This is a genomic window from Metasolibacillus sp. (assembly GCF_025291715.1).
Taxonomy (GTDB): Bacteria; Bacillota; Bacilli; order Bacillales_A; family Planococcaceae; genus Metasolibacillus; species Metasolibacillus louembei.
Genome location: NZ_JAMBIZ010000045.1, coordinates 1 through 19,076, shown reverse-complemented (window position 1 = coordinate 19,076; position 19,076 = coordinate 1). Strand labels below are relative to the sequence as shown.

At 40.9% G+C, this 19,076-nt stretch carries 26 protein-coding genes and 1 pseudogene; all 27 read right to left on the bottom strand.

From position 1 onward, the window contains the following. Nucleotides 1-302 (bottom strand): annotated as a pseudogene (locus M3Z76_RS18555) (hypothetical protein); the annotation flags it as partial. A gap of 12 nt (nt 303-314) precedes the next feature. Then, a complete protein-coding gene (locus tag M3Z76_RS18550; RefSeq protein ID WP_293929628.1) occupies nt 315-956 on the bottom strand; it encodes a hypothetical protein in 642 nt (213 codons plus the stop codon). Then, entirely contained in the window at nt 949-2,130 is a 1,182-nt protein-coding gene (locus M3Z76_RS18545; RefSeq protein ID WP_293929629.1) for a baseplate J/gp47 family protein, read from the bottom strand. Before M3Z76_RS18545 ends, M3Z76_RS18550 begins: the two co-directional genes overlap by 8 nt. Next, nucleotides 2,130-2,477, bottom strand: coding sequence for a contractile injection system sheath initiator (locus M3Z76_RS18540; RefSeq protein ID WP_293929630.1), 348 nt, complete (start codon nt 2,475-2,477; stop codon nt 2,130-2,132). Before M3Z76_RS18540 ends, M3Z76_RS18545 begins: the two co-directional genes overlap by 1 nt. After that, nucleotides 2,474-2,944 (bottom strand): Gp138 family membrane-puncturing spike protein, encoded by a 471-nt coding sequence (locus M3Z76_RS18535; RefSeq protein WP_293929631.1) that lies wholly within the window; start codon nt 2,942-2,944, stop codon nt 2,474-2,476. The genes M3Z76_RS18540 and M3Z76_RS18535 overlap by 4 nt, the downstream gene beginning before the upstream one ends. Continuing rightward, on the bottom strand, nt 2,941-3,744 hold the full coding sequence (locus M3Z76_RS18530; RefSeq protein ID WP_293929632.1) for a phage protein: 804 nt from the start codon (nt 3,742-3,744) through the stop codon (nt 2,941-2,943). Before M3Z76_RS18530 ends, M3Z76_RS18535 begins: the two co-directional genes overlap by 4 nt. Beyond that, nucleotides 3,741-4,055 carry a phage baseplate plug family protein gene (locus M3Z76_RS18525; protein WP_293929633.1) on the bottom strand — a complete coding sequence of 105 codons (315 nt, stop codon included), beginning with the start codon at nt 4,053-4,055 and terminating at the stop codon, nt 3,741-3,743. Before M3Z76_RS18525 ends, M3Z76_RS18530 begins: the two co-directional genes overlap by 4 nt. Before the next feature lie 4 nt (nt 4,056-4,059). Next, on the bottom strand, nt 4,060-4,659 hold the full coding sequence (locus M3Z76_RS18520) for a LysM peptidoglycan-binding domain-containing protein (protein ID WP_293929634.1): 600 nt from the start codon (nt 4,657-4,659) through the stop codon (nt 4,060-4,062). Between the two features lies 1 nt (nt 4,660). Continuing rightward, the gene (locus M3Z76_RS18515; protein WP_293929635.1) at nt 4,661-6,088 is read right to left on the bottom strand and encodes a phage tail protein; all 1,428 of its coding nucleotides are present in this window, start codon (nt 6,086-6,088) and stop codon (nt 4,661-4,663) included. A gap of 179 nt (nt 6,089-6,267) precedes the next feature. Then, entirely contained in the window at nt 6,268-6,930 is a 663-nt protein-coding gene (locus M3Z76_RS18510) for a hypothetical protein (protein WP_293929636.1), read from the bottom strand. A gap of 101 nt (nt 6,931-7,031) precedes the next feature. Continuing rightward, the gene (locus tag M3Z76_RS18505) at nt 7,032-7,712 is read right to left on the bottom strand and encodes a hypothetical protein (RefSeq protein ID WP_293929637.1); all 681 of its coding nucleotides are present in this window, start codon (nt 7,710-7,712) and stop codon (nt 7,032-7,034) included. A gap of 180 nt (nt 7,713-7,892) precedes the next feature. Then, entirely contained in the window at nt 7,893-8,162 is a 270-nt protein-coding gene (locus M3Z76_RS18500) for a hypothetical protein (RefSeq protein ID WP_293929638.1), read from the bottom strand. A gap of 99 nt (nt 8,163-8,261) precedes the next feature. Next, nucleotides 8,262-8,666, bottom strand: coding sequence for a phage structural protein (locus tag M3Z76_RS18495; RefSeq protein ID WP_293929639.1), 405 nt, complete (start codon nt 8,664-8,666; stop codon nt 8,262-8,264). 13 nt (nt 8,667-8,679) lie between these two features. Further along, nucleotides 8,680-9,681: a DUF3383 family protein gene (locus M3Z76_RS18490; protein WP_293929640.1), complete on the bottom strand. Its 1,002-nt coding sequence runs from the start codon at nt 9,679-9,681 to the stop codon at nt 8,680-8,682. Nucleotides 9,682-9,683: 2 nt separating this feature from the next. After that, nucleotides 9,684-10,169, bottom strand: coding sequence for a phage neck terminator protein (locus M3Z76_RS18485; RefSeq protein ID WP_293929641.1), 486 nt, complete (start codon nt 10,167-10,169; stop codon nt 9,684-9,686). After that, complete coding sequence (locus M3Z76_RS18480) at nt 10,169-10,552, bottom strand: hypothetical protein (protein WP_293929642.1); 384 nt, start codon at nt 10,550-10,552, stop codon at nt 10,169-10,171. The genes M3Z76_RS18485 and M3Z76_RS18480 overlap by 1 nt, the downstream gene beginning before the upstream one ends. Continuing rightward, a complete protein-coding gene (locus tag M3Z76_RS18475; RefSeq protein ID WP_293929643.1) occupies nt 10,552-11,016 on the bottom strand; it encodes a hypothetical protein in 465 nt (154 codons plus the stop codon). The genes M3Z76_RS18480 and M3Z76_RS18475 overlap by 1 nt, the downstream gene beginning before the upstream one ends. Continuing rightward, the gene (locus M3Z76_RS18470; protein WP_293929644.1) at nt 11,017-11,382 is read right to left on the bottom strand and encodes a DUF4054 domain-containing protein; all 366 of its coding nucleotides are present in this window, start codon (nt 11,380-11,382) and stop codon (nt 11,017-11,019) included. Between the two features lie 20 nt (nt 11,383-11,402). Further along, a complete protein-coding gene (locus M3Z76_RS18465) occupies nt 11,403-11,732 on the bottom strand; it encodes a hypothetical protein (protein ID WP_293929645.1) in 330 nt (109 codons plus the stop codon). After that, the gene (locus M3Z76_RS18460; RefSeq protein WP_293929646.1) at nt 11,732-12,631 is read right to left on the bottom strand and encodes a DUF2184 domain-containing protein; all 900 of its coding nucleotides are present in this window, start codon (nt 12,629-12,631) and stop codon (nt 11,732-11,734) included. Before M3Z76_RS18460 ends, M3Z76_RS18465 begins: the two co-directional genes overlap by 1 nt. Before the next feature lie 16 nt (nt 12,632-12,647). After that, nucleotides 12,648-13,094: a structural cement protein Gp24 gene (locus M3Z76_RS18455; RefSeq protein WP_293929647.1), complete on the bottom strand. Its 447-nt coding sequence runs from the start codon at nt 13,092-13,094 to the stop codon at nt 12,648-12,650. Nucleotides 13,095-13,120: 26 nt separating this feature from the next. Beyond that, on the bottom strand, nt 13,121-14,203 hold the full coding sequence (locus M3Z76_RS18450) for a DUF2213 domain-containing protein (RefSeq protein WP_293929648.1): 1,083 nt from the start codon (nt 14,201-14,203) through the stop codon (nt 13,121-13,123). A gap of 6 nt (nt 14,204-14,209) precedes the next feature. Continuing rightward, nucleotides 14,210-14,992, bottom strand: coding sequence for a phage head morphogenesis protein (locus M3Z76_RS18445; protein ID WP_293929649.1), 783 nt, complete (start codon nt 14,990-14,992; stop codon nt 14,210-14,212). Continuing rightward, nucleotides 14,985-16,325 (bottom strand): anti-CBASS protein Acb1 family protein, encoded by a 1,341-nt coding sequence (locus tag M3Z76_RS18440; protein WP_293929650.1) that lies wholly within the window; start codon nt 16,323-16,325, stop codon nt 14,985-14,987. The genes M3Z76_RS18445 and M3Z76_RS18440 overlap by 8 nt, the downstream gene beginning before the upstream one ends. A 15-nt stretch (nt 16,326-16,340) precedes the next feature. Beyond that, nucleotides 16,341-17,801, bottom strand: coding sequence for a phage terminase large subunit (gene terL / locus M3Z76_RS18435; protein ID WP_293929651.1), 1,461 nt, complete (start codon nt 17,799-17,801; stop codon nt 16,341-16,343). Beyond that, on the bottom strand, nt 17,773-18,267 hold the full coding sequence (locus M3Z76_RS18430; protein WP_293929652.1) for a terminase small subunit: 495 nt from the start codon (nt 18,265-18,267) through the stop codon (nt 17,773-17,775). Before M3Z76_RS18430 ends, terL begins: the two co-directional genes overlap by 29 nt. Nucleotides 18,268-18,323: 56 nt before the next feature. Next, nucleotides 18,324-18,734, bottom strand: coding sequence for a hypothetical protein (locus M3Z76_RS18425; RefSeq protein ID WP_293929653.1), 411 nt, complete (start codon nt 18,732-18,734; stop codon nt 18,324-18,326). Between the last annotated feature and the right edge of the window lie 342 nt (nt 18,735-19,076).

Genomic DNA, 19,076 nt, shown 5'->3' with positions numbered 1-19,076 from the left:
TTAGTCTCATCCATTGCAGGTGTATTTGATAATTGCACATGCCCTTTTTCTATTAGCGATGCATTTTTGTCCAAGTGCGTAGTAACAGTTTGCTCTAATTCTTCAATAGTTTGCGATAAATTTGTTAAATCTGCTTGATTGGCCTTGTTGTTTTGCAAATCCTCCAAGCATTTATATGCACGATTAAAAAGCCAGTTCATATGCTGTGCACTCGGCTTCATACCTGGTTGCCAACCATTTGTTTTTAAATCTGTTGGGGGCTCTACCCCCACCGCCTGCCATATTGGCAATTGTTCTGGCATCTCTTATCCCTCCTATATCGGTAATTCATGGTCTTGGCTAGGTGTATATGCGGCACCGAGATAACCACCGATTGATTCATCGTTAATATCTCCAAAGCCTTTATTGATGTCAACTTCATTATTAATTTCTCCAAACTCAAATGTTCCTGAAAGCTCTATGACATCCACTTTCACACCAGCTGCAACAGTTCGTTGCACAATACGAGCGAAATTGGTTGGGTCCATTCCTGCCTCATTGATACGTTTTAGAGGTAACTCTATTAATTTTATAGCAGCTGGCTCAGGCTCTAACTCGTCATGCCATTTCTCTCGTATGTGTATCTCTGTCGGAGACACTGACAAAGCAACAGCTAGCACATTAATAATTGTGTTGATGCTGCCATCACTTAGATTCCTCGCAATCTTTGACTTGAGTAAAATACGATAAATTTCATCTGTAGCACGTCCGCGTGGTTGATTAATATTTGTGCCAATATCATCCAGTGTTTTACCTTGCGCCTTGTCAATGTCACGCCATTCACCGACTGTATCTATAGTTTGCTCTAGTGATTGTAATTGCTCGTTAAAAATTTGCATAAGCTTGGCAATATTACTTGTGCTATCTTTTTTAAAGTAGTCAACGAAACGGCTTAAAATTGCTTTTGTACTAAACATCGATAGTCACCTCAATGTTTGCAGCATCAATTTGAGCTACCTCATTAATAGCGACTGTAATATTTTCTTCTATGAAGTTCATACCATCTGTGCTCAATTTCAGTTCAACGTCTGTCACGCCTGGTACTTGTAAAATAGCAAACATCCCTTTTGCCATAACAACCTTTTCACCCATGTTTAAGCCTGCGTATAGTTGCGTGTTTGTATCGGTACCGCCTACATACTGCACAAGTGCGTTTTTAACCTTGTCTTGTCCATCAATTTCAAATGATGTATTTGTGGATATATTTACTTTTGCATACAAAGTAACTTCTGTAGCACGTGTAAAACGCATAATTTGAGGATTGCCGCTATCATCATTCACAGTGACAGTTGTTGTGCCATAAGGATTGATACCGCCTGCTTTACTATTTAAAATAGCCATGCCGATGTCCTCTTCCTGCCCGCCTAACACAAAGGCTTGTATGCCGCGTGAAGGTGTATTATATTGGTCTACTTCATCTTTATAATTTTCAATTACCTGCGCTGCGCGGACAGATGGAATGGTTAATATTGCCCGCCTTATAGCTGCCGGCGTTCCATTACCCATGCCTTCAACTGTAATGTTAGAGCGTGTTCTCGCTTCTGCATCTGTTTCTTTTTCGCGTCCGCCATCGACTTTTTCCTCATTTGTAACAGATTCTACGTCAGCACTTGGATTGATGATTTCTGTAATCGTTCCTGCTGGTGTATTACCAACACTGCCAACCTCGGTGCAAACAATATCAACTGTGCCTTGTCCGATGGCGTCTAAGGTGACGCTGCCAAGCGTTTCATATGTTATATCACTCTTAGTTTTACCAACCAAAAAACCACTTTCGACAGTGTAATGAGGCGTACCCTGTAAAGTGATTTGTCCGTATGCATATTCTTCTAGGTTTCGAGTAATTCCAGCATAAGGGAGTAATTTATCAAGTTGCACCCCCTCCGCTGATTTTCTGAAAGCCGCATGATAAACTTGTTCAATCGCCATCCAAGCAAGCGACATAAACCACGCCATAATACGTAACAAAATACCTAAGAATGAGCGCTCCCCTACATTTGCATCTGCACCATACAGTTCTTGTGCTTTTGCTGACATTTCTGTTAGTAAGTCATCGTATGTTTTGCGCTGAAATCCATTGCGATCAAGCATTATAGTGTCACCTCTCTTTCTAACACAACTCCATCAACTAGAGTAACGACATAGTAAATAGTACGTTTTCGTGTTTTTGTATCTGTAGTGACTGTGACTTCATCGATTGTTGCAATACGTTCCTCCAGAGATAGTACACGTAAGACTTCCGCACGTGCCTCTTCATCTGTTGTTTTTTCTAATAACAGCATGTGTTCAGTGCCTGTCTCTTCATTCAAAAACCATTCACCCAAATTCGTACCGAAAGAAATTTCAATGCATTGAGCAACTTCGTCTGGTCCATCAATCATGACAAAATCCCCGTTTTCAAAGCGTAAATCTCCATTAATTAAACCCAGTGTTTTCATTGCTTAAACACCCCCACAATTACCGCATCATGGATGGAAAACATTCGTGCGGCACCTGGATAAACATTTGCACCTTGAATAGCCTCATCTATAGCTCGCTGACAAAACACTGCAAGTACAACATCACCTACAGACAAATCCGGAATCATTTCTACTGATTCAGTAAATGTTAACTGCTTATGTTCATGCTCTCCTGTTCCTGTATATTGAGAATGGCCGCCTTTGTCGGTTGAAATGGCAATTGCATTATTGTTGTGTACTTTGTAGCGTTGGAAAAGCACAGGCACACCCTCAACAACTGGCAGACTTTGTGGCTCTTTATTTACCTCTTTTGCTTTAAAAAGGGGCTGAATTTTAGCTGTACAGGTGGCCGCATCATAACTTAGCACTTTGCAAGGCATGGCAGTATTAATTCCAACGAGTGCACTACCTAAAAGTCCATCAAAAAAAGCAGAAGCATTACTCATAAAATCGCCTCCACCTCTGTATAGTAGCTATTTCCTTTGAACACATGCTTCCCTTTTCTTACGCGTACTGTTGCTTTCACTTCCGCTGATTCGATTTTGATGATTGATGCTGTATTCATACGATATTGTAACAAAGACTTTACTTTATAGCCCTTTGCAGTTTTGCCGTCACGCTCTTCCTCGAAGTATTCTGGGGAGCCAATCAATCCAGTATCAGCTTTCAATACAAATTTGTGATTGTCTCCTTCCTTGATTGGACGGATATATGTTTGTCCTCGACTAATATAACAGGAAGCTCCACACTCTTTGGCTATTTTTTGGATATCCTTTAAAACCTCTCCATTAACTGAATAACCTTTTTTATACAACTTGTTAGTTGGCAATTTTAAAACAGCAACCTTTAAGCCTAACGCTTTGGAGAGATCTTTTATTAAGGCATCTGCTTTAATCGCTTTTTTATAGGCACGCTGCAAAGTCTTGTTTGCCTTGTATGGGACTGAATCAAGCACTTTAATAGTAGTTAATTTATCAGTACCTACACGCTTTGTAGAGGTGGAAGCAATTTCACCTGATAAAACTATCCCCTTTTCAGCCTTGTACCCTGCGCTAATCGTAAACTTTTGCCCTCTTTTTAATTGATTGATAGTGGTTTGAGACAAATTATATACACCAATCGTACTGATATTAGGTGCTAAATCATCATCAAACAGAATTTCAAACTCAATATCCAAATCAGTATTATTCATTTTGACAGGGCCTGTCACAATCTCAACGACACGCCCAAATAGTTTTGTACTCAATCATTCATCACCACCAGAAATACAGTGTCATTCAAATTATCCCAACCTACACGAGTTTCTTTATTTGATTCATCAAGCGGCAGAATAAGGGGAGCTGGATAACGTGCATCGTAAATTTCACTGAACAAGGGCTCTCCGTATGTGATTTTCTCATTGCTGACAAGCACTTCACCATCTTTACTAAGACTAAGTGTAAAAAAATCACCGATTGCGTTATATTCGATACCAATTTCAAAAAGCTCAACCCCTAGCTCTATTTCAAAGCTATAAGGTATGAGCTCTTTTTCGATTTCAATGTATTCTCTCTGCATCTCCTCACCCTATCTTTAATTTTGCGCCGATTGGAATTTTCCGAGAGTCATAGCCATTTAATTTCTGTAATGATGCAACTGTTACACCATATTTTTTAGCTAAAGACGAATACGTATCACCCTTTTTGACGACGTGAGTTACATTTTTATTATCTTTTTTGTTTGCTGTCTGCTTACGTCCAGCCTGCGCTTTAGGAGCAGTGACTGCCTTTGTTTTAGGTGGTACATATGAAGACTGCGCAATACGTACCTCTGTTAACATGAGACTAAATTGATACCCATTTACTGCCTTAGCCGTTGCTTTAATAGATAGCCCACTAACAAGCATTTTTTTGTAAATGCGACGTCCTTCATAGGTAATGGCTTTACCCTCGGTCTCGATTTTTTGAAGTTTTTTCACTAAGGTTTCTACTCGGTCTTTTGTTGGTCTTATTAGTAAGCCTGATATTTTAACAACTATTGGCTTGCGTTCCACATGATCGCTTAAGTTAATACCTTTTTCAACTTTATGAGTGGGGATATCAACATCAATACTAGCGTCCTCACTTTCCACATGAATTAAGAGTCCATGTAGCTTTGATGTACCCACTAATTCTTTTGCCATGTTACCCCTCCCTTACCTGAGGCATCACAAGACTTAGGTCTGCAAATAATTCTTCCAATTCTTCTCTTACACTACGACCTGCTTCCTGTGGATTATCACTACCTTGAATGATAATTTGAATAGGTGCTGAAACAGTGTTTGAAGTTGCTGAGTTGTATGTTTCATTTGGCGTGTAGCTTCTAGCCGTTTCAAAGTTAGTTGCTTGATCCATATTAAGCGAGGGATTCTTGCCATCTCCTTGTAAAACCCCCATACCGCGTAACACATCTGATTGCTCAGCCGTCAATACTGCTTCGTCTTTGTGCAGTTCTGCAATAAAACCATCGTATGGAACTCTCCCTAAGCCAACAGCAAATGAGCCCTGTGATTTTGAATTTTCGCTCCCTGGTATCAAATTTGTCACCTTTGAAACAAATCCACCGATTTTGTCACCAGGATTAAAGTTTTTTATTACCTCTCCAGCCTCAGCTATCTTGTCTATTACTAATTGAACTGCATCTGAAATTGCTCCGAAAGCAATCGAAATAGCTTCCAAAAACGGTTTAATGGTTGTCCAAGCGTACTCAATGGTAGCCGTGGCTAAAGGTAGTAATGGGACAATGACTTCATTTACTAAGAATTTAATAACGCCTGTTATCCCTTCGAACAAGGAGCCCATCGTTTCTAAAATTGGCGAAATAATGTCTATCGCCACACTGATTACGTCTTGTGCAACAGGAAATAAAGGCACGATAACTTTTTCAATCAAGCCCTTTATGATTGCTGATAAAGAATCGAAAGTATTTTTCCCTGCATTCACTACTTTTTCAATGTAGTTAAATGCTACTTCTATATATTCTTGAGCTTTGGGCATTAGTGGTACAACAACATCGTCTACAAATTGCATGACGAGATCTTTCGCATAAAAAAACGCATCACGCACTTTTTCACCAAAATCAGCAATACTCTGAGCTATTTCAGGAGGTACACCAAGCATCTCCCATATATCCGCAACCTCGCCTGTATCATATACAAGGGACATGATGCTATCATATACACCCATTACGAAATCTTTGACTAGCTTTAATTTACCCATTGCCTTTTCTAGAAAGTTCGTGAATGGTTTCGGGTCAATGTTCTTAAGGAAATTTGTGAGCCCTTGCATTGATTCAATGAATATAGGAAGTATTGCCTCTCCAAGCATGGCTTTTAAATCTGTCCAAGCTTGATCTAAGTTACCCATAACGTTCTCGTAGCCATCAAATTCCCTAGCCGCTTGACCAATTGCTCCCGCTGCCTTGTTACCGTCCTCAACCATCTTCAAAAGTGTTTCTTGCTTTTGTAGTTCAGAGAGGTCTTTGAATTTTTTGCCGAATAAATCTGCAGCCTTAGCATTTCGTGTAAATTCTGTGGCTGATATACCTAGTGCCGCATCATTTTCAAAGTTCATTTGTTATCGTAAGGCTTTTTATCCTTACTTCTTACTGTCACCAGTAAGTTCGGCATACATTTTCAACTCAATGAGCTGTCGGAGACTCGTGGGGATATTATATTCTAGCTTTTTTGAGCAAACAAAAAAGCATAGTTTCAATCCCTATGCTCTACGGTACTAAAGGCTTTTTAATTCCCTTAGTTACCTCGGTATCGTCTATTTTTCGCGAATAATTTCGCTGTATCTCTCTCGCCTGTGTGATATCTTGTTTTGGCTGTCTGATATGCAATCGCCGGTTGTTCAAGGTTGTATGCTTGTTTAAGGCTCATTATTTTACCTTCGTATTCAACAAATAACGTATTTCTCTTATTATTCATTTGAACTTCAAAGTCAGCCCAACGGCAATTCTCTGGCTGATAATCACCAGTTACGTCAATACGATCAATGCTTAAATCGTCGCTATATCCATTTAATAAAGCCCACTTTTCGAACTTTATAAAATCGTTTCGCCATTCATCGCATACCTTTATACCCTTTGCTCCATATCTATGATAGTTATAATCTTTTTCGTTGTGACATCGACCTATCATATGATACCAAATAGTCGCTAATCTCGAATGAGACTTACCTGTAATAAAACGCCCTAAATTTTCTTTGTCTTGCTCCAATTTAAGGCAACCGCATGATTTAGTTTGTTTCCCCAACATGTTACCTCTTACGGTTATTACATTCCCACAATCGCATTGACATTTCCAAAAAGCACCCTGCCTTGCTTTACCTTGGGTTGTTCGCTCTTTGTCAATTTCTAAAGCTGTTAAACGACCATATTTAACGCCTGTTCGATCAAGATATTTAGTCAATATAAGCACCTCTTTTGCTACTTATATTGTATCACTTTCGTGAGAAACATTCTAATAATAGAGTTTCACCGATTTTCCCCGATGTTTACCACTAAATCGCTCTAGTGGGGGGCAACTACTTTACCCTTTAAAAATGACTGCAAATTCGCTGCTACATCCTCGATAGAGCGGTCATAGAATGCCGCACTATCAGCCGCAGCCATAGTGGCTCTCTCCGTAATTTTTAGTGCTGTGGCTGTATCAGCACCAGTCGTTTTCGCAAATGCGGACATTTGCACGAACGTGCCTTTCAGACGGTTAGGTAGAATCTGTGTTTCTTCTGCTATACGATTTAAGCCAGCTGTAGCAGTATCCTCCATCCCCTCAAATACTTGTTCGAATTGCGCATTGAGTGCTTTAGCATTTGCCGCCGCTTCGATAGATTCCATCGCAAAATCTTTAAGTTTATCGAATGCTATACCCGCCAGTGCCGCTCCAAATGCCAAGATGGTGACATTCATTTTGCTGAATGCATTATCAGCACTATCAACATTTTTTTCTATATCTCGTAAGTTATCACTGTCTAAATCATCCAATCCGTCATCTACATCATCAATATGGCGGTCTAAATCATCGAATCCATCGGCTACATCTTCAACATGATTTTCTAACTTATCTAACTGTCTTGTATTAATGCCGGATAGAGCGGCTACAACAGCATCGATGCGTCTATCAAGTTCAGCTAATGGACCGTCATCTACATCGATATCAATATCAACAAATAAATCGCGAATACTGTCCATGTTTAGCCTCCTTTCCTTGCTGCATTTTTGCGTTCAATATGGATATCCATCGCAGCATTAAATTCGGAAAGATCATCAGGTGTCATGGTTTCTGCTCGCTCGTAGCTCAAAAAGCCCTCCATGATGGGACGCCAAAAAAACCAATTATCCTCGACTTGTTGTCGGTAATCAGCATAAGGTTTAGATGTCTTGAAAGATAAAGTTAGATGCTGCTTTCATGACCTCGTTTAAGCCGCCATGCTCCTCAAAATGATCCCAACTAGTGCGACCTCCATCTGCAATAAACACTACATGTTCCATAAACTCACTGTATAATGCTTCTGCCGATGTGCCTGTTTCCGTTTTTGCACGATCGCGCATACGGATAGATTCTCGCAACCCCGGATGTTGGAAAGTATATTTTTGACCATTTGTTGCCTCATATTGTTTGTGTTCACCTTTTTTTGCCATTGCTTTTCGCTCCATTTCTTTTTGTTTTAATTTTGTTGTAATGTGTGTTTTTTTCATGCAAATTAAAAAGAGCAAGCTACGCCTGCTCCTCCTTTCTGCTTATTTAACGGTGTAATCAAATACTTTTAACGTAAATGTACGATTAGATGCCGACTTACCAAATTCCTTGTCGGACGGCTTCGTAATCATCGCCTTTGTGCCGCCTACAACTTCCTTGACCTCGTTATTGCTGTTAACCCAAACAGGCACTAATGTACGTGCATTGGCTAAACCGTCTAAAAAGGCGATTGATGGTGAAGTTTGATTGAGTGTAATCTCAATCGTACCCATTGCATCACCGTTAATTGACACAACTGCGTCACCTTGTGCGCTTGAAGATGCCTCAAAGTTATCATTGTCTTTCGATGCCTTCACCATAGTGCCGTCAGCGTAACCTGTAATAAAAGTACCCGCAACAGTCGTCACAACCTTGCGGGCATCATATGTTCCAATATGTCCTGACATTTAAAAACCTCCTTTAAACTACCATTTCGCCAGTTACAGTCGCCTCATGGATAGCTCCTGCAAGCTCTAAGCTAAATGATAGACCTTTGTAATGACGTTCGACACGATCCGCCGCATTGGTTTGAGCACGATTTTGAGCTGTAATTGTATATAGCGGCTGCCCTGCATCATTGAGCGCAATAATTCCTTGCTGTCCTGCAATTTCTAAAATTGTGCGTGCCTCGCCCTCAATTTGGGGTATGCCCACATCATCAAATGAAATCTTGTCATTGTTCACAAATAAATGAGCAATGGCATTTTCCATGTTGATTTTCACCCAGTCCTTACCATGTATCACGTCAATATACTCGCCAGACAACATCGTCCCCTCAGACGTTTGGTATTGACCGCCTTTTGATACATAAGCGAAGCCATTTAATGCATGGATGGCTAACAATGTTGTCGTATCATATGGCGCTGGGTCTACCCCAATTAACTTTTTAAATTTGTAAGTGATAGAACCAACTGGCTTTGAACCATGGCCGCCAATTAAAGCTAAATGTGGATATTGCGCTAACTTATCGTGCATCATCACAAATGTTCGATCATACTTTTTAGCAGCAATCGTTGTTAAATCTTCAATGCTATTTACTGTGTGAGCTGCTACTTTAAAGCCTGCTCCCTCAACTACATCTGAAATATCAATAAAATCTGCTACCGCACCTGTAGCAAGTGAGACAAAGTACCAATCTTCATCAAAATATTTCTCTAGCGCCTGCGGTGCTGTTACATCTGTGCCATCATACGTAGCAATTGCAACTTTTGCGGTACTTGTGTCGCCCTGCGAAAAGGATACTTTGGCGGCTTTATAAGCATCTGTGGTATTAGTAAAATCAACCTCTACCCCTTCAATGTCACCATAAATTTTAAAAGTAGCAGCTCCTGCTTTCTGCGCTAAAATCAAGGGTGTTCCAAGCCCTTCAAGCTTAGCAGGCTTTTTTATATCAATAATGACTTTCACGTCTTTTAAAGGCATGTTTAACCACCTTCCTCTACATTAATTGTTACCTTTTCAATCACATCAATTGCATAAGTTTCTGTGTCACGCAATCGCAGTCGAACATCGAAACCTACACGTCGTTCATAATCAACCGTTAAAAAAACATCACGATTTATTGTAGCTAGGACATCTACAATCGCGATGTTTGCATCTGATAATTCAACGGTGCCTTTGCCTAAAAAATAATTTCGGGCTTTACTTGCTAAATCTGCAGCGCTTTCGATTGTTGCGCCATAGCAAGTAATTGAAAGAACCATTTCATAGTCCTGTTCTATGGTCTGTGTACCATCAGAATTTGTAAAAATAGATGGCTGCCCCACACCGATAGCAGGGCTTGTCTGCTTAATCGCTACAAAAGGATACTTTGGCTGCTCTCCGATTGTTTCAGCTTGAATAACAAGCTTATCTACATAAGCAGTCAAACCGCGCTGCAACGGCAACCACCAATCATCATATGCAATCATTATCCGCCCTCCCTTGCGTTTGCTCTGAAGCGCATAATATAGATGTGTACATCTGTATACTCGGTTAGGTCTGTAAATGCCTGAATTGTATATGATTCTTGCTTGTACTCAACTTCAATGCCTAATTCAATAGGATCTACCACATATAGCTTTTTATCTTTTGCTGTATATACACCATTTTCAATGTAAGTAAGTTCCGCCCCTACACTTTTAGAGCCCGCTACCAAAGGTAAAATAATGCCAACAGTAGTAGTTTGAGTAGATGCACTAGAAACCCATTTACCATTGATATACTGCCCTGCTGATCCTGTAGCCTTCGAATGTACAATGAACTCTACTCCCATACTTTCAATAACATCTTTAAATATAATTTGTTCAGGCATTAATTTTGCACCACCCTCCACGTCACTCGCATACGCAATCCACCTGTGTCGATAAGAGGATTACTAGAGCCTTTTTGTGCAATGGTAGACGGGGCATTTGGCGGTGTATCTAAATCTGTGATTTTCTCTTGAATATCCGCTGACATCTTTGCGCCTAAACGTTCACACAATACTTTCGGCTCCATTTGTCCTCTTAGCACCCGCCTTAGTTGGCTTTCGAAAAAGTTTACCCATTCCCCTTGTTTTTCATCAAATGTAGAACGCATAAAAGAGCGCTCTGGAATGATAGTATTACCTTTTCCTCTACGGATTGTTGCGCCAAACTCATGTACATTCGCAATCATGACGTATTCATCACTACCAAAAATACCAACTTCAATGCTGTAACTTTTAAGTTCGCGCAAAATGGTACGCAAACGAGGTATTCTATTGCTGTCTCGAACTCGCACATTTATTTTCGCCATCTAAATCACCATCAAATTCAGGTGTTTTTTTGGTGATTTCGTTAGTTCGGCTAATTCATCTAAAATTCGTTGGTATTCTTGGCCGTATTTCGTGCCTAAAATCCCTAAATTTTTGTTAGGATCGCTATATTGACGTTCAATAACGTCTACTTTTTCACGTATTACTGCTTGTTTGGACGCAGTAGATAAAATGGCTAAATGGGCAGCTAAATAGCGTGCAAGACGTTCGTGATGTTCCTCAGGCACGCTCAAAGAGGACACTTCAAGTGAAGCATCCTCAATAGCTAACTCCAACCGTGCATCAGATACTTTTTCAAGCTCTGTATCTATCAAACGTACACGTTCGATTGTTGTTAAAGCAGGCATAATATACACCCCACTTCCGTTTATTTGCCTTGGATTTCAGCAATTTGTGCATCAATGGCAGCTAGAACCGTTTTGCGGTCCTCATCAACTTTGAATTGCTCCAAAAATTCGATAGAAAACGTATCTTTTACTAATTTAATTGCATCATCTGCGTTTAACTCTTTGAGAGATGTTGCATTATCTTCGGCTTGCCCTTCCGGAATGATGATTTCACCGTTGTCGATTAGCCATTCCACAATAGGATGTTGCACAAAAGCTGCAAATTCATCCTCTGTTAATGTATTTGCTCCTGGAATAACCTTCACATCATTTGCAATACGTGTGTAATTACCTCTGTTGTGTACTAACATTAAATACCCTCCCCACGCACGATAGCCATTGGATAGCGCACAATAGCACCGCCGCAACGTTCCTCAAGCGGAATTTTGTAATTAGGGAACTTGTACTCCTGCGGATGGCGTGTAATATCCATCGACACAAGCATTTCAACTACATCGGGTGACGAATCAAACACCAAGAAGCAATCTGCCCCTGCTGTACCCTGTCCGACAATATCTGACGTGTAATCAATACGCTTAAACCAATTTTGTGATTGAATGTATTGTAAGCATGTTTGCATTGTATGCTCGTTGTAGACCTTTTCGAGATGCTCATATTGTTCAGCGGATACAAGTAAAGTATCTGCCATATGACCAGGCAACTTATTGACTAAGTTTTTCGCCTTTTTAATGTCTTCAACGATTTCGACACCTGTCTTGTCCTTCCATTTTGTTGATGTACCGCCTGAATTGTTTGGCACAGCCAATACTTGAATCCCTGTAGCATTGACAACACCTAAAATATTGTGTTCTTTATCTCCAACCCAAACTAGTTTATTTTCTTTCTCCGCAATCGCTTTGCGGGCTGTGTCAGCTTTTGTTACCTCGACTGGCCGACGCGCCATCTGTGCATTACGGATTTCTTGCACAGATAAATTAAACGCTGCAGCAATTGAATAAATATGAGCTGTGTGACGTGTTAAATCAGTGTCTACTAATGGGATATCTGTTGCCCCTGGAGCTAAAATTTTAGCTGCGCCTGAGCGTGTCATCACGTCATAGCTGTATGTTTCCGCTCCTGCAGGCACATCTGTTTTTACATTAAAAATGGTGCGTGCCTTTAGTTCCTCCTTTTTTGGTTCATAAATCTTTTTGTCTATTGCTTCTAAATCTTGTGGGCGCATTACTGCATCTTCACGATATTGTGACATAAATCATTGTCCTCCTTTATGGTAAGTTAACTTCAATTTGTACTAATGAATCGGCGGTAGCATTAGTGCGAAATACAGCACGTCCAAAAGCGATGCCGCCACTTGTAACGAAATTACCTGTAGTAGCATCCACTTGAACAGCCGCTCCATTTGTGACATCGCCGCCAGCTACGACAAAAATATTGCCACGTTTTACAACTGGCACTGGCTGCCCTGCTAAATATTTTTGGTCATCCGCATTCGTCGTATAGTCATGAATTTCACGTGCTAACGCAATACCGATTGGCGTCCCTCCTGTTTTAACTAGCTCAACACCTGTTCCATCTGCACTCAATTGTACAGCTGCACCGAAAGGTATGATTTCCTTTGCTGGGTAACTGTCAGCTGCATACTCCTGATAATTTGCTAATTGCCCAGGTTTGCCTGCAATGGGCATATACTGCCCGTATTCTGTAATGGCCATTTAATAGCCCTCCTTTTATTTGGTAATTAATCACGCATGTTTAAGCGTTGTGCACGCATTGCGTTGACATCTGTACTTTGACTTGCATCACTAGTGATAATTAAGTTAGCCCCTGTTGAAGAATAACCATTTGACGATACTTGCTCAATCGTTGCATCAAAAAAGGCGTTGATATAGTCATCTGACTTACCATCACCTTTAAAATCCTGTTTAGTTGTTGCAATAACTGCCTCTTTAATTTCACGTTCTGTTTTACCCGTGTAATCAAATGAATCACCAAGTAATGGCTTTGTTGCGCTAATGAGCTGCACACGTGCCTCAACTTGCTTGTCTAATTCATCTGCTGACACTTGCTTTTCTTTAAGTAATTGCAGCTCATTTTCAGTGTTTTGAAGCTTTACTTCCAAAGCGTCATAGCGCCCTTGTAATGCCTCCGCACTATCTCCTTTCACTTTAGCAGTTTCCGCTTTTGCTTCAAGGCTATTAATATAAGCCTTAACTGCTGCATCTACCTCGTACTCATTTTCTTCGATTTTGATTTTTGCCATTTTACTTTTTCCTCCTTTATCATCTGAATCAATCTGCCATGCGTCACTGTCCGCTCGGATGGCTACCTCTGGGCCAGCTCGCCCTTTATCTACAACAGCAATATGATTAATTTCAATGTTACGTTGTACATATTCGTAATTTTGACCATTGTATGAGCCGCTCTCGGCAATGACATCTGACATGAAACCGATACTGATTTCACGTTTTCCATCATAGATTTTGTTGATTAATGCTTTGTCTGTAATGGTGAGCGATACGTACAACTTGAGGTCCTCAACTTGCACATCTGTATGGCTCATACCCTTTGCATAGTTCTGGTAGTTGTCTAAAGTAACAGGCTCATTAGGGTGCTCATCTGTGATTGGCTTGCTTCGTGCAGATCTAATTGTTAAATCGCTGAAAATATCATCTGGCAATTTGGCTTCCATTTGAATAGTTCCATCCGCACGTTGATACGGAAAAACACCAGGGCGAGTAATCGGCACACGTACCGTTAAATAGCCTTCTGGTGTCTCCATATAGTCATTTATTAAGCTGCGGTCATAACGTTGTAGTTTCAATTATTATCACCCCCTCTCATCGTCGAAAATTGGTATTGCAATACAGCGACAACGGAAATCTGTGCCCGGTAACCCTACCTCAGGTGGATCATCATAAGAAAATACCTTATTTTCCAATACCTTGTGCGATTTACGTACACGCTCATCCTTTGAAGTGCGCCACTTAAATTTCATTACCCCCATATTTTGATGGCGTTGTGCAGTCATTTGACCAAATAAGCTCCCTGTCTGATCTACAGTGATAAATTCCGCGCGGTTTCGTGACATGCTTATTTGTTCTTCCAACTGCTCGCGGATAGCTTTATGACTACTGCCGTTTTCTATACCTTCTAAGATGATATTTTCAATTTTTGCAGCATAATCATCACGAATGTTGGTAATGTAACTAACGTTTTTCTTAATATTCTCGCGCATAAAAGGTGCAACCCATGCCTCAGTAGCAGGCAAATCAATGCCGCGCACTCTGCCTTGTTGCTCCATATTCGTTTTATTTACTTTGTTTAAGTTTTTCATAAATGAATCAACGGCCCTATTCACTTTACGCTCAGAGTACACTTTATTTATGGCTGTTTTCATGCGGTTTACTATACTTTTAATGAAATCAAGTGGTCCATCCTCAATAAAAAAGCTGCTGCTATCCGCGCGGTTACTGTCGATGTATTCTTTTAAATGTTTATCAAACAAGGCGAGTGTTGCTTCACCTGCCTGCTGAACCATTTTATCGATAGAACGGTAATATGAGGCGACGACAGCATCGGGGAAGCGTGTCGGCGGTACACGTTTAGCCATGCGTACTGTTTTCCTTCCATTTGCTGTATACCTCGTCAGCCATACGTCGCCACTCCGCATCATCACCGCTAAATTTAAAGTCATCTGACACACCAAACTGCCCGAAGCGCGCCTCTCTGATTTCATCCGCACCAACGACACCATTACTCACATAAATCTGATCTGTTTCCGCGACGAGTTTTCGGATTTCCGCATCTGTTTTGGAATCAACGGACCACAACGGATTGAATTTAATTTCCCATTCAATTGTATCTGGATCGATGCGGCCGCCAGGTTCTTTTTCCGCCCAAAGCAACATGCGAATTAATTGTTCAAGGTGTGGCTTCATTTCATTTTCTTGGGCCGATGTGATACGTGCATAATAATTCATAACATCGTACTGTGCGCCTGTTAGCGTGCCTGCTTCTTGTCCTTTAATGACACTCTTAGGCATCCGAGCAGAAGCAGCAATGTAGTCCCACGTAAAGTCTAGCAAGTCTTTAATACCCGATACAGGTGTTGTCTGCTTTGTTAAAGTCTCACCAGCACCAATAATCGCTAATGCCTCTGTGCGAAACATGAAGTCCGCAAGCATACTTAGTTCGCGTTTTTCTTCTCTCGTTAAATTTTCGGCGTCTTGTGACTGATACACTTTAAAAGTAAAATCGTGAAGTATTTGACCAACGGACCACAAAGACGTATCTAGTACAGTAATCGCATCATACAATGTCTCGAGCAATGACAAACCTTGCTCCTCATCCTCCAATCGTCTTGTTTGGTCATGTAACACGCGTGAGTAATGTACAAGTGATTCCGTTTCTACAGCTTGTATACCGTTGCGCGATGCGCGGCTAATGCGTAAATTTTCTAACTTTCCATATGCTCTGCTGAAAACATCATCATTGATTAACAGCTCACTCACTTTCAAACTCGAAAATGGGTGCAAATAATCAACAGAAAGCAAGTTTTCAGGGTTTAGCGGATCTTTTAAATCGAACTTACTTCGCTGTGTCACCCCCAACGAAATGAAGCCGTCACCTCGCATGCGCTCGTACATCCGCATTTGTTTGAAGGCGTCTTTCGCTTTAAGGTCTGCCAACCGCCCCATAATGTCCCGCGCTAGTTGCTCGTCTTTCATTCGCAACGTAAACCAATGCCTTGTCATATCCTCAGCGGGAATGTCTACAATGTTTTGTACAATGGGGTTATCAGCATACAGGGCTGATATTTCACCATGTGTCAGCTTACGACGCATACCAGGTACTTGTCTCGTGAGATTATCTTTCGGACCCGCCTTGCCGTTTCCTTGCATAAAATCTGCTTTGTACTGCCTAGCCTGTTCAAGCAAACTCAATATTCATCACCTACCTTAATAACCTGCCTGTCGCTTGAATCGATCAAGCAGACTTGAATTGTTTGTATATAACTGATTTAATGCTTGTGTAGTCATGTCCACCAAGTCATCGTGTGCCGCATTTGGGAATGACACAAGTTCTTCAATTACATCTTCTGTCCATGAGCATATATTCGGATGTGGTAAAAAGACGTTACCAGCTTCAAATAAAGGAGATACCGCATGAGCACGTACCTCTTTCCCTCCATCTGGTTCTACAGGTATAATGCCGCTTATTTCATCTTGTAACATTTCTATTACAGCTGAACCGTTTGCTTTATCCTCAACATATTTGCTCCGTGCTTGTGGCCATTTATCGGACATAGCACGAATTGCTTTTATGGTGTCAACAAACCCCTTACGACCATGATTCACATCCAAAAGGAAGTATTGTCCCTTTTTACGTGCCCATACACCGCCTGCCACTGGATCGCTTGTTGATGTATCTTTGAAAGCACAGTCCCAAGATTGAGCTAACTTATCGAAATGAATAGGCAACACAATAACATCATCACTTAAGCCCCACTCTCGCTTTTGTTGTTCCGTTCTAACATAATAGCGCATCCATTCACGTTTAAATATATTACCCCCCGCTGGTGTTGGTCTTTGTTGATACAATGATGCCCATGTGCGGGAACCAACTTCTACTTTCTTCTGCTCTGCCCACTTTTCGTTGAAGCCAAGCTCAGGACATAACGCCTCACCAACTTCACGACCCAATAAATCGTCTTCATCTTCTGCGATGGCTGGTAAACGTAACCGAATCCATTTGCGAGGGCTCCGAGCTAATAAACGTCCTATTAAATCGTCTTCATGCCAACGGGTCATGATCACAATTAAAGATGCACCATCATGTAAACGAGTAGAAAGTGTAGATTCCCATTCATCCCAGATACTATCTCGAATAACTTGTGAATTAGCTTCCTTCGCATTTTTGATTGGGTCATCGATAATCATTAAGTCAGCACCCTGCCCTGTAATGGAACCGCCAATACCCGTAGCAATCATGCCGCCGTCGCTGTCCTGAATGCCCCAATCTTTGATGGAAGCATTGGATTCAGATATCTTAATACCAAATAAATCATTGGCAAACTCAACGAATTTGTTTCGATTTAATCGACCGAATTTTTTTGCTAACCCATCTGAATAAGCAGCAGTGATCACGCGCTTAGTTGGATTTTTAGCCAAATAAAAAGACGGGAACGTTTCCGATACCGTCATTGATTTACCATGTCGTGGAGGCATTTCAATTAAAACCGATAATTGCTCCCCTTCTGCTATTCGTTGCAAAACATCACATACAAGCTCGGTATGGCGGAAATGTTTGTATTGCCCATGATGCGCATAAACAACATAATCATGGTAATTCCGTTTCGCTAGCTCCCGTTGCGCCTGTTTGGCTATGACACTAATCTGTTTTTTTGATAGAGTTGGCAAGTGCTCTCAACTCCTCGTCTGTTAATCGACTTAAATCCAGTCTACTTTCGATTTCACCGCTGTGCTCCACATCTACTTTTTCTGTCCACATGCGATAGCGTTTACCAAGTAGCTCCGCTGCCTTTATGCGCTCAGCTGTCGTCGGTGGCATATCTTCATCAATTGTTTGAGCACCTTCACCGATTCCACGCAAAGTCGCTGAAGTTGTTTCTCCTCTTGCGATAGCAGTCAGTAGCTCTAATATTTCTTGTTGGTCCGCTACCTTTTGGGACTTCAATTCCTCCATGCGGCTGTCTATATAGGATTTCACGCTAACATTTGTTAACATTCGACTTCCAGCTGCTCTCGCCGTAGCCTCTTTCTTAACATTTGGGTATGCCTTTAAATACGCCTCTGTAGCATTCCCTATCTCAATATAAGCATCAGCAAAAGCTCGTTGCTTTACTGTTAACTTTGATTCAATCAATGGCATCACCTCATTGTGCTAGTTGCTTTGTGAAAAAAGAGGAGGAAAACTCCTCTCTAATTAATTTTTCCGAAATACTTTTTATACGGTACTTTATTTAACTCATGCCACTCCTTGCAGTCTACTTCGGTCAGACAACCACTCTTCAATGGCATTATTAATACGCCATCGTCCGTTCCATCGGCATATAAATAAGGATAAGGTCTGTAACCCAATTGCATAGCTAAATCAATACTTTCTTTCATGATTAAAACATGTGGTGGATACTCGCGCTCTTTCCAAAAACCAAATCCATTTTTATATTCTGTAATTTGCCCAGCCCTTCCATGACTGCAACAACTTCCAATTGTTTGAACGCCTTTTTCGTTTAACATTTGAATTTCATCGGCTATGCATGCATCCACAACAACTCTCTTTTCCCTTGGATATAAAACATCCACCCATTTATAAGTACCGTATAAACACATATAGTCACCTCGTTATGTTAATCACTTAATATATTTCATTTTCAAAACCACACCGACCTCGACCCTGAATAAGTAACACGTCTACACGTTATGGCTGGTTGGTGCAGTTTTCAAAACAAAAGAAAAGACGACACCGAAAGGTGACGCCTTGCGAATTATGTTGTAACAGTATTTTGTGGTAAAAATACTTATTATGAAGGACGAAGTTCTTCACCCAAAAGATAAAGCCGCTCCGTCCTCCCTCCCATTTTAACCTGCGTTTTTCGAGTAAGTCAAAATCGTACGTATTTGTCCGTTTTGTCCGATTTGTCGCAAGATTTCTTTTTTCGATTGGCATACGTA